Origin of the sequence: Ruegeria jejuensis, from assembly GCF_041537905.1 — a bacterium.
Taxonomy (GTDB): domain Bacteria; phylum Pseudomonadota; class Alphaproteobacteria; order Rhodobacterales; family Rhodobacteraceae; genus Ruegeria_C.
The window spans coordinates 137,013-147,433 of sequence record NZ_JBGRUO010000011.1 but is presented as its reverse complement, the minus strand read 5'-3'; the positions used below and the strand labels follow the sequence as shown (position 1 = coordinate 147,433).

Here is a 10,421-nt window from a genome sequence, read left to right as displayed (position 1 = left end):
CATGGGAAAACCCTCTGTCAATCGAGGCAAAATCACCTCGATCAACAGGAAACTCCCAACTCAACAAACCGCGAAACATATCCCGCGTAAGCACAACTCACGCCAAACAGAGCCCATATCGCGGAGCGATTTAGTGCCTGAGCCCAGATTGCCAATTGCTGCGACATGGACCAATGTCGGCTTCACCGACACCAGGTGTGTCAATTTGAGTGGGCGAAAGCGTAGTGTACTCTTTCATATTTCTGGCCAGTTTAATTCTGGTTCCATTGTTGGTTCACATTCGTGGTTGGATGCCTGCTGCATTGTTTTTCACAGCAGCTATTGTCTATGCGATTTTCGGCGTCGTGGGCTTCGCAACCGTGCAGGTTGTTCTAAGCCAAATTCAAGAATCAGAGCCTGCTCATTACGGCACGTACTACGTCGTGAGCCACAGCCATTTTGCGATGAGCCTCGGCATCGCAATGGCATTGTTAGGAGCGATTACTTGGGTACAAACGCGCTTTGGCGCTATGAGACACCCAAAATTGACCAAGGTCTTTTTTTGGTTCCTTCACATCGCGCTCATTGTCGGAAACTCATTCCAAAGCGTGCTCGCTTTCATATTGCCAGCGCCACGCAGATATATTGACTATCCAGAATTCTTTGAGACCTACGTTCTTGTTTCCTCTTGGTCAGGCATTATTGCGTCAGCGTCGGTGCTTGGCCTCGTAGGCCTGCTCATATGGTCGGCCATCGCAACGTGGCGTTTCTGATTCCGCCAGGTTGTCCAAAGCAGTCATTGAAACTTTTGCGACGAGCGACGACAAAGTCCGCATACCCACGCTCGCTTTTTGTCGCATGCTCATCAAAGGGGTGCTGAAGTCGTTTCTTCAAAACCTGCCGCGGTGCCTTTCGGGATGCTCTCGATAGCTATTGTGAAATTTGCCAAACGACGCATATCCCAGGCGCGAATGAGACGCTTGTGCCTCCGGGTTCGAGGTATAGCGTCAGACGCCACGGATGGGATCATCCCTTGGGCATCGTCAATGTCCGATTGCGCCCGCTTTTCTGATAGCGCAGCTCGTTGTCGCTGATGGCCACGACGCGGCCACCATCTATGCGGTCGCCCACTTTGACCTTCTTGTAGCGCCCGTTCGGCATCCGAACCAGAGCGCGGCGGTTCGAGGGGGTGCCAAAAACTCCGATCAGGCTGACCTTGCGCAGGCTGATGGCGTTCTTGACCGTGGCCTGACGCGCCACCGAGGTGGGCGAGGGGCGGCTCGGTGTCACCACGCGGGGCGCGACCGTCCTGATCTGGGTTTGCTGGTCGAGATTGGCCAGCGAGCCGAGATTGCCGCTTTGCTGCGCGCGCGCTGCAAGGGCCTGCGGGCGCACGCGGGGGCGCGGGATCGGATCGACCAGTGCGACCGTCGCGACGATCTCCTCGACCTGTTCCTGAATCTGTGGCACGGCCGGGCGTTCTTTGGGGCGGATGCCGGACAATTCCGCCAGCGACCGGCCGCCCAGCCGGGCGCGCTCGTTCAATTCCTGCAGGTTTTCCGGACGCGGGCGCGGACGTTTCTGGGCCAGAACCTCGCGCGTTTCATCAACCTCGGGCTCGTTTTCGAAGCGCAGCGGGGTTTCCGGCGGCAGCGTTGGGGGCTTGCCCAGATAGACCATGATGCCATCGGGGCTGCGGGCACCCTCGGGCGTTGGTTCGACCAGACCACGATCGTCCAGATCAAACCCGGCCTCTGCGATCGCGGGGGCGGTTTGCACGACAACCCTCAGATCGGTGTCGATTTGCGCGGCTGGTGGCAGTGCCACGGGGTCCTGTGACAGATCGGTCCGGTCGATGGAGGCGACATAGAGATCGTCGAGCGTCACCGGTGCGGGTATTTCCAACGCGCCAGGTGACACGGACCAGAGACCGGTTTCGGCATAAAGCGTTTCGGGGTCCAGCAATTCCGGCTCGGGCAGGGGTTCGCTGTCCAGAGTTGGATCATCGGCCAGCACATCCTGCGCGTTCTCTGTATCCGCCTGGTCCGGGATTTCGACGGGCGCGGGCAGGGTATCGACCAGATCGGCGATGGCCTCTTCGGTCTCGCTGGGGGTCTCGGTGGCGCTGGGGGCTTCGGGATCGCTGGCAGGCGGCTGGTCTTCGTCGGCCAGCGCATCTAGAACGGCGGCGTCGGTGTCGCTCAGGACGGGGGCGTCATCCGGCGCGGGCAGGGTGTCGATCAGATCGGCGATCGCCTCTTCGGTTTCGCTTGGGCTGTCGGGATCGACCGGGTTTACATCGGTCACCACAACGGGGTCCGGCGCAGCGCGGAACAACCTGCTGACCGGCGTGTCCAGAAACACAGACGCCCAGATGCCGACCAGAAGAAGAGCCGCAAGCAGGATCAGCGTCAGGACCAGCCCCGTGCGCCGTCGCTTTTGCGGAACGCTATCGGGTTCGGCCTTGGGCTCTGGCATCTCGGTTGGGGCGGGGTCGGCCTCCTTTGTTGCAGGAGGCTCCGCCGGTTCGGGCGAGACTGGCACCACTTCCACCTCCACCTCCCCCTGCGGAGGCGGGGGGCTATCCGGGGCGGGTGTCTCGGGCAGGGGGTCCGCGTCTGCCTCGTCGGGGACGGGTTGCAGCTCGGGCAGTGTCTCGGGGCCGATATCGACCACCACGCTTGCATCGGGTTCGACGGCCTCGCTGCCGGTCCAGTGCTGGGCGGTTTGCGAGAGGCCGAAAAAGGGCTCTCCGGGGAAATCGTCACTACTGGGGCTGGCCACGAAGCTGACCGGCACGAATCCGTGTTCGGCGGCAAAGCTCTCGGCCTCGCCAAGCGTCTCCTGAGCGACGGCGGCGACATGGGTGATCTCGCCCTCGGGCGCGATGTCATAGACCAGATCGTCAATGTCATAAGGGGTCGCGCTGTCCACCGCGCCCTCGATGATATGAAGCAGCGCTTCGCCCTCGAACCCGTGGGTCTCGACGCTGAGATACTTGATCTGATCGTCCGGCAGAATAAGCTTGCACTTGACGTCAGGCTCAAGCCGCAGCGCCTTTTCGCGCAGGTCGGCAAGCTGCGCCCCCAGATCGGGGACGTCCAGCGCAACCTCGCCGACCACGCGCCAGCCACCGGTGGCCCGGTGCAGAAGAGAGATGCCCTCGAAGGACAAAGACAGCGCAAAGGCGGGTTTCATGTTTCGGCGATACCGTCCAGCTCGATTCTGCCGCCGAAGAGGTGGCCTGCGGAACAAGTTTAAAGCAGGTTCGTGCGGAGGGAAAGAAAAAGCCCCTTGCAACCTCTTGCCAAGCGGGGGCTCGCGTACCCATCTAAGGTGCCGCATCAAGAGGAGGAAGAGCCTTGAGAATACTGGTTTTTTTGATCGCAGCGATGATGGCTGTGACCGCTGGAATGGCGCAGGCGGAGGAACGTCGCATTTCCGTGACCGGCACCGGAACAATTGCCGCAGCGCCCGATATGGCCACTGTGACGCTTGGCGTCAGCCATCAAGCCGACACCGCGCAGGAGGCGATGGACCAGACCTCGCAGGCGATGGCGGCGGTGCTGGAGCGGTTATCTGGGCTGGGTATCGACAAGAGTGACATCCAGACCCAGAACCTGTCGCTGCACCCGATCTGGAACACGATCATCAATCGCGAGACCCAGCAACAGGAACGCGAGTTGACCGGTTTTGCGGCCTCCAATCTCGTTCTGGTCCGGGTGCGCGACCTGGACAGCCTGGGTCAGACGCTCAGTGCCGTGGTGGCCGATGGCAGCAATGAGATGCGCGGGTTGAGTTTCTCGGTCAGCGATCCCAAACCGCTGCTGGAACGCGCCCGCACCGCCGCCGTGGCAGACGCGATGGACAAGGCCGGGCAGCTTGCCGAGGCAGCGGGTGTCACGCTGGGCGAGGTGGTTTCGATCAACGAACATGGGGGCAATGGCCGCCCGATGATGGCGCGTGCCGAATTTGCTGCCGATGCAGGCAGCGTTCCGATCGAGGCGGGCGAGGTCAGCTTCAACAACTCGGTCTCGATGGTGTTTGCCATCGGAGAGTGAGTCACGGGCCGGAGTTCTGTGGGCTTTATCAAGAAAGCCCGCAGATGGTTTTTGAGTTCAGGTCAGGCCGTGGCCTTTGCCAGCGCCTGATCAAGGTCGGCGATCAGATCATCCGCATCCTCGATCCCGATTGAGATACGCACCACATTGGCACCGGCCCCGGCAGCCTCCTGCTGTTCGGGCGTAAGCTGCCGGTGTGTGGTCGAGGCGGAATGGATGATCAGCGAGCGTGCGTCGCCCAGATTGGCCACATGGCTGAAAATCTCCAGCGCGTTGACCAGCTTGACGCAGGAATCATAGCCTCCCTTCACAGCAAAGGTGAAGAGCGCGCCTGCACCCTTGGGATATTGCGCCTTGACCCGGTCGGCATAAGGCGACGAGGGCAGCCCGGCGTAAGTGACGTAATCCACCCGATCATCCGCTTCGAGCCAGGCTGCGACCTTTTCGGCGTTTTCCACGTGGCGCTGCATCCGCAGGCTCAGCGTCTCGATCCCCATCAGCGTGTAATGCGCGCCTTGCGGGTTCATCGTCATGCCCAGATCGCGCAGACCGATGGCAATGCCGTGGAAGGTGAAGGCGAGCGGCCCGAAGGTCTCATGGAACTTCAGCCCGTGATAGGCCGGTTCCGGCTGGCTGAGCGAGGGGAACTTGTCGCTGGCCGACCAGTCGAAAGTGCCGGAATCCACGACGCAGCCGCCGGTCACGGTGCCGTTGCCGGTCAGGTATTTGGTGGTCGAATGCACCACCAGCGTCGCGCCATGTTCAATCGGGCGGCACAGATATGGCGTGGCTGAAGTGTTGTCGACGATCAGCGGCAGGCCCGCCGCATCCGCGATATCGGCCAGCGCTCGGATATCGGTGACATAGCCGCCGGGGTTGGCAATCGACTCGCAGAACACCGCGCGGGTGTTCTCGTCAATGGCGGCCTTTACCGCGTCCAGATCGTCGGTATCGACAAATGTCGCCGACCAGCCGAAGCGTTTGATGGTCTGGCTGAGCTGGGTGACCGAACCCCCATAAAGCCGGGTCGAGGCCACCACATTGCAGCCCGGACCCATCAGCGGGAACAGCGCCATGATCTGCGCCGCGTGGCCCGAAGAACAGCAGACCGCACCGGCACCGCCCTCAAGCGTGGCGATGCGTTCCTGCAGCACCGCAACGGTCGGGTTGGTCAGGCGGGAATAGATATAGCCCACTTCCTGCAGGTTGAAGAGCGCGGCGGCGTGATCGGCATCACGAAACACGTAAGCCGTGGTCTGATAGATCGGCGTCTGCCGCGCACCGGTTGCCGGATCAGGGCGCGCGCCCGCATGAATCTGCAACGTGTCAAAGCCGTAAGTAGGGCCATCGGACATGGAATGAACTCCCTTTTGGTAATTGTTTTATGCAATCTGTAGGCCATCACGTCATTTCACACAACGCAGGCCTTTATCCAGAGTCAGAGGCATGGATTAACGCAGCCACAACCCGGCTTCCCTGATCTGCTTGCGCATCGCCTGTTCGCGGCGCGGCAGGTTCTGCTGATCAAACAGCGCCCGGACCTTCGCACCTTTGCGCTGAAACACCAGCTTGCGGATCGGCTCGTATTGCTTGAGCACTTTCTTGATCTTGTTGGGGGCGGCCACCTCTTCCAATACCTCGATCACGCGATCGGCTTCGCGGGCATAGAGCAGCGGGAAGAGGCGGTAGTGGCAACTGACGCCGCCGTCCAGATACCCTGCGGGCAAAGCGTCGCGCCCGCCGCCGAAAGAATGAATGACCAAGGGCAAGGCCACCTGATCCAGCCAGGGATCGAGGCTCTGGCAGATCAATTCGTCCGGCGGGTCGTCGCGGATCGATTTGGCGTAGTCCAGAAACCGCTCTCCGAAGGCACGGGGGCATTTGTAGTAGAAATAGCCCGCGTTGAAATAGAGGTAACGCCGCCAGTATTCATCAGGCTGGCTGAGGTCCAGCGAACTGTCGAAATCCAGCCCGAACCGGTCGTAAAGCGATTTCCATATGCCGGCATATCCCGGCCCATAAAGCGTCGGTTCGGGCCAGCTGCCCTCGCATCTGAGCGAGGCAGAGGGGCGGTCGAAATCGAAGGGCACCGAGGCAAGCTCGCCGGTGATCAGCGTGTCGCTGTCGAAGAAAACGAAGGGCTCTCCCTCAGGCAGGGCCATCAGCGCCTCGATCTTGTTGCCATGGGGATAAGACTGCCCAAAGACCCTGTTCTCGAAGGGCAGAATTTCGGCGCCAAGCCGCTCCAGGGCCTCTCGCGTGGCCTGATTGCGCAGGCTTGGATCGCCGGACCAGCGCGGTCCGGGCTGTGGGGTTGCCACAAACAGCCGTCCCCGGAAGTCCGGCGAACTGTGGCGCAGGGAGGCGGCAAAAAGCAGCGCTTCATATTGCAGGCGGTTGTTCTGGCCGATGATCACAACGTTGAATGTCTGGGATGTTGTCAACGGAGTGCCTGCCATTCCTGTTCATTGCCGCGCGTGTTTTCCTGCCGTCGCGGGTGCTGCTGTCTGAGCGCACTATAGGCAAGCAATCTGGCGCTCAAAAGTCCCGATTTGCGCCCCGCATCCCGGAAACGCGCAGTGCCGGTTCCCCAGTCCACGCATCAGCACCGCCGCATTTTCGGGCAGACCCCGCCGCATGCTGAGCTGTTTTGCGCAAAATTTGCAATTTTTCCCGCTTTCAAAATTTTACCAATTGATAAAATTTTCAGATGTGGCAGTCTGATCTCAAGAACCACAATCAGGGAGAGCGTCATGGCGCATGGCCAGACAGCACCCGGCATCCTCGCCGGGCGGCTATCCAGCGAAGAGATCGAGACGAATTTCAGCGACCTACACCCGCCTTATGCGCCGCATGAGGCCGCCGTGGCGGCGGATCGCTGTTATTTCTGCCATGATGCGCCCTGCGTGACCGCCTGTCCGACCGATATCGATATCCCGCTCTTCATTCGACAGATTCAGGCGGGCAACCCGGAAGGGGCGGCGGAAACGATCCTCAGCCAGAACATTCTGGGCGGTATGTGCGCGCGGGTCTGCCCGACAGAAACGCTCTGCGAAGAGGTTTGCGTGCGCGAGGTGGCCGAGGGCAAACCGGTCGAGATCGGGCGGCTGCAGCGCTTTGCCACAGATGTGCTGATGGAGGTCGGCACGCACCCGTTCGCGCGCGCGGCGGAAACCGGCAAGCGCATCGCCGTGGTGGGGGCGGGGCCTGCGGGTCTGGCCTGTGCCCACCGGCTGGCGATGCTGGGCCACCAGGTTACGATCTATGACGCCAATGCCAAGCCCGGCGGGCTGAACGAATATGGCATCGCGGCCTATAAGGCGACAAATGATTTCGCGCAGGCCGAGGTGGACTGGCTGCTCAAGATCGGCGGCATCTCGGTTGAATGTAATGCTGCTCTGGGTGACGGCGGTCTGACATTGGACGGGCTGCGTGATGAATTCGACGCGGTGTTTCTCGCCGTTGGCCTTGCGGGCGTGAATGCCCTGCGCGCACAGGGAGAGGATAAGCCTGGCGTGCACCATGCGGTCGATTTCATCGCGGAGGTGCGCCAGGCCGATGATCTGCTCAAACACCCGGTCGGGCGTCATGTAGTGGTGATCGGCGGCGGCATGACCGCGATTGACGCAGCGGTGAAATCCAAGCTGCTGGGCGCTGAACATGTCACGGTCGCCTATCGCCGGGGGGCGAGCGCCATGGGCGCCAGCAAGTTCGAACAGGACCTTGCCACCTCCAAGGGGGTCAAGCTGATGTTCAATGTGCAGCCCAAGCAGGTGCATGGCGAGGATGCCGCCACCGAGATCGAACTGGAATATACCGCCACTGTCGATGGCGCGCTAGAAGGCACGGGCGAGACCGTGCGGCTGCCCGCCGATCAAGTGCTCAAGGCCATCGGCCAGAGGCTGGAAGGCGTGCCCGATGCGCTGCATCTGAATGGCAACAAGATCGCCGTGATCGGCGCGGGCCGCACCTCGGTTGAAGGCGTCTGGGCCGGGGGCGACTGTGCTGCGGGCGGCGAGGACCTGACCGTGACCGCCGTGGCCGAAGGGCGCGATGCGGCGATGGATATCGACGCCGCGCTTCGCACCTGATCGCACGCCCGCATGTTATAAAACCTGCTACAATGATCCCGTTGCAGCAGCAGGAGGCCAAGATGACGATCGAAAAAGACGTCGCCGCGCATTACACAACCGAGGATCTGCTGGGGCGGATTCGCGAGGGGTTGCGCGCCGCCGGGGCTGACCCGGACGCCCCCGCGCCCGAGGACCTCAAGGGCATCGACGAGTTTCACACCGGTGGGGTGCAGGCAACCGATGACCTGCTGGATCAACTGACCATCACACCGAACACACGCGTGCTTGATATCGGCTGCGGGATTGGTGGAGCGTCGCGCCACATCGCCTTGAAATCAGGTGCTTTTGTGACAGGTGTCGACCTGACGCCCGACTTTGTCGAGACCGGTGAGGCTCTCAACCGCTTGGTCGGCATGCAGGACCGCGTCAAGCTGCTGCGCGGCAGCGTGCTGGACCTGCCTCTGGTCGAGGACACGATTGATCTGGTGACCATGTTCCATGTGGGCATGAACGTTGCCGACAAGGCCAAGCTGTTTTCCGAAGTAAACCGCGTGCTTGCCCCCGGCGGTACTTTCGCGCTGTTTGACGTGATGCGGATGGACGCAGATGGCGGCCTGACCTTCCCCTTCCCCTGGGCCGAGGAACCTGCCTTTTCCTTCGTCGAACCCGCCGCCGCTTATATGGAGGCGGCCGAGGCGGCAGGGCTGGCCTTCAAGTCGATCCGCAACCGCAAGGACTTTGCGCTCGATTTCTTCAAGACGGTCTTTGCCCGCATTGAAGAGGCAGGCGGCCCGCCCCCCGTGGGTATTCACCTGCTGATGCGCGACACCGCCGCCGAGAAAATTCAGAATTACGTCACTTGTGTTCAGGCGGGGCTGATCGCGCCGTTCGAACTGATCTTCCGCAAGCCAGTCTGAAAAGGAGCCCGCTAAATGGCCGATCTGACGACAGATTTCCTAGGAATAACATCTCCGAACCCGTTCTGGCTGGCCTCGGCCCCGCCGACCGACAAGGAATACAATGTCCGCCGTGCCTTCGAGGCCGGGTGGGGCGGCGTGGTCTGGAAAACGCTGGGGGCCGAGGGGCCGCCGGTGGTGAACGTGAACGGGCCACGCTATGGCGCGATCTATGGCGCGGACCGGCGACTGCTGGGGCTGAACAACATCGAACTGATCACCGACCGCCCTCTGGAGGTCAATCTGGAGGAGATGGCGCGGGTCAAGGCGGATTACCCCGACCGCGCCCTGATCGCCTCAATCATGGTGCCTTGCGAGGAGGGCGCCTGGAAGGCGATCCTGCCACGCGTGGCGGAAACTGGCGCGGATGGGATCGAGCTTAATTTCGGCTGCCCCCACGGGATGAGCGAGCGTGGCATGGGCAGCGCGGTGGGGCAGGTGCCGGAATATATCGAAATGGTCACCCGCTGGTGCAAGACCTATTATGACAAGCCGGTGATCGTGAAGCTGACGCCGAATATCACCGATATCCGCAAACCTGCCGCTGCCGCGAAGAATGGCGGCGCGGATGCGGTGTCGCTGATCAACACGATCAACTCGATCACCAGCGTCAATCTCGACACGATGAGCCCTGAACCTTCGATCGACGGCAAGGGCAGCCATGGCGGCTATTGCGGCCCGGCGGTCAAACCCATCGCCATGTCGATGGTGTCCGAGATCGCGCGCAATCCCGACACCCATGGCCTGCCGATCTCTGGCATTGGCGGGATCACCACATGGCGCGACGCGGCAGAGTTCATCTCGCTGGGCTGCGGCAATGTGCAGGTCTGCACGGCGGCGATGACCTACGGGTTCAAGATCGTCGAAGAGATGGCGACCGGCCTCAGCAAGTGGATGGACGAAAAAGGCTATCCCAATGTGCGCGATTTCGTCGGGCAGGCGGTGCCGAATGTAACCGACTGGCAGTATCTGAACCTTAACTACATCGCCAAGGCCAAGATCGATCAGGATCAGTGCATCAAATGCGGGCGCTGTTATGCGGCCTGCGAGGATACCTCGCATCAGGCGATCTCGATGAGCGCGGACCGGGTGTTCGAGGTGATCGACGAGGAATGTGTGGCCTGCAACCTCTGTGTTGATGTCTGCCCGGTCGACGGATGCATCACCATGGAGCAGATGCAGCCGGGCACAGTCGATCCGCGCACCGGCAAACGGGTCGAAGAGGAATATGCCAACTGGACCATGCATCCCAACAACCCAATGGCGAAAGCTGCGGAATAAGACCATAGCTGATCTGAACCAATAAAAACGGCGCCGAATTTCGGGGCCGTTTCTTTTGTGTCTTATTGTGG

The 10,421-nt window shown here is 61.3% G+C and carries 9 protein-coding genes; 5 read left to right on the top strand and 4 right to left on the bottom strand.

The window, feature by feature from the left end; all coding sequences use genetic code 11:
* Positions 1-209 precede the first annotated feature (209 nt).
* Complete coding sequence (locus tag AB1E34_RS14485) at positions 210-752, top strand: cbb3-type cytochrome c oxidase subunit I (protein WP_372573057.1); 543 nt, start codon at positions 210-212, stop codon at positions 750-752.
* Between the two features lie 253 nt (positions 753-1,005).
* On the opposite strand, the gene AB1E34_RS14480 is transcribed toward AB1E34_RS14485, so the two are convergent.
* Positions 1,006-3,177, bottom strand: a complete 2,172-nt coding sequence (locus AB1E34_RS14480; protein WP_372573056.1) for a hypothetical protein — start codon at positions 3,175-3,177, stop codon at positions 1,006-1,008.
* 164 nt (positions 3,178-3,341) lie between these two features.
* Here AB1E34_RS14480 and AB1E34_RS14475 point away from each other — a divergent pair, with 164 nt between their 5' ends.
* Positions 3,342-4,040 carry an SIMPL domain-containing protein gene (locus AB1E34_RS14475; RefSeq protein WP_372573055.1) on the top strand — a complete coding sequence of 233 codons (699 nt, stop codon included), beginning with the start codon at positions 3,342-3,344 and terminating at the stop codon, positions 4,038-4,040.
* Between the two features lie 62 nt (positions 4,041-4,102).
* Here the strand turns inward: AB1E34_RS14475 and AB1E34_RS14470 are convergent, their stop codons facing one another.
* From AB1E34_RS14470 to AB1E34_RS14460, 3 genes are all read right to left on the bottom strand, one after another.
* Positions 4,103-5,395: an O-acetylhomoserine aminocarboxypropyltransferase/cysteine synthase family protein gene (locus AB1E34_RS14470; RefSeq protein ID WP_372573054.1), complete on the bottom strand. Its 1,293-nt coding sequence runs from the start codon at positions 5,393-5,395 to the stop codon at positions 4,103-4,105.
* Positions 5,396-5,491: 96 nt separating this feature from the next.
* Complete coding sequence (locus AB1E34_RS14465; protein WP_372573053.1) at positions 5,492-6,499, bottom strand: GT-B fold glycosyltransferase domain-containing protein; 1,008 nt, start codon at positions 6,497-6,499, stop codon at positions 5,492-5,494.
* A 143-nt stretch (positions 6,500-6,642) separates the two neighbouring features.
* Positions 6,643-6,795: a hypothetical protein gene (locus AB1E34_RS14460; protein ID WP_372573052.1), complete on the bottom strand. Its 153-nt coding sequence runs from the start codon at positions 6,793-6,795 to the stop codon at positions 6,643-6,645.
* Here AB1E34_RS14460 and AB1E34_RS14455 point away from each other — a divergent pair.
* The 3 genes from AB1E34_RS14455 to preA all read left to right on the top strand — a co-directional run bounded on the left by AB1E34_RS14455 (position 6,794) and on the right by preA (position 10,350).
* The gene (locus AB1E34_RS14455; protein ID WP_372573051.1) at positions 6,794-8,131 is read left to right on the top strand and encodes an NAD(P)-dependent oxidoreductase; all 1,338 of its coding nucleotides are present in this window, start codon (positions 6,794-6,796) and stop codon (positions 8,129-8,131) included. The two genes, AB1E34_RS14460 and AB1E34_RS14455, sit on opposite strands and share 2 nt — an antisense overlap.
* Positions 8,132-8,193: 62 nt before the next feature.
* Positions 8,194-9,030 carry a class I SAM-dependent methyltransferase gene (locus AB1E34_RS14450; protein WP_372573050.1) on the top strand — a complete coding sequence of 279 codons (837 nt, stop codon included), beginning with the start codon at positions 8,194-8,196 and terminating at the stop codon, positions 9,028-9,030.
* A 15-nt stretch (positions 9,031-9,045) separates the two neighbouring features.
* Entirely contained in the window at positions 9,046-10,350 is a 1,305-nt protein-coding gene (preA, locus tag AB1E34_RS14445; protein WP_372573049.1) for an NAD-dependent dihydropyrimidine dehydrogenase subunit PreA, read from the top strand.
* The last annotated feature ends 71 nt before the right edge of the window (positions 10,351-10,421 follow it).

Bases quoted from the DNA above. Each gene is read 5' to 3' on its own strand.
- AB1E34_RS14480 (WP_372573056.1), bottom strand. From the start codon at position 3,177: ATGAAACCCGCCTTTGCGCTGTCTTTGTCCTTCGAGGGCATCTCTCTT.
- AB1E34_RS14470 (WP_372573054.1), bottom strand. From the start codon at position 5,395: ATGTCCGATGGCCCTACTTACGGCTTTGACACGTTGCAGATTCATGCG.
- AB1E34_RS14465 (WP_372573053.1), bottom strand. From the start codon at position 6,499: ATGGCAGGCACTCCGTTGACAACATCCCAGACATTCAACGTTGTGATC.
- AB1E34_RS14455 (WP_372573051.1), top strand. From the start codon at position 6,794: ATGGCGCATGGCCAGACAGCACCCGGCATCCTCGCCGGGCGGCTATCC.
- AB1E34_RS14460 (WP_372573052.1), bottom strand. From the start codon at position 6,795: ATGACGCTCTCCCTGATTGTGGTTCTTGAGATCAGACTGCCACATCTG.
- AB1E34_RS14450 (WP_372573050.1), top strand. From the start codon at position 8,194: ATGACGATCGAAAAAGACGTCGCCGCGCATTACACAACCGAGGATCTG.
- preA (WP_372573049.1), top strand. From the start codon at position 9,046: ATGGCCGATCTGACGACAGATTTCCTAGGAATAACATCTCCGAACCCG.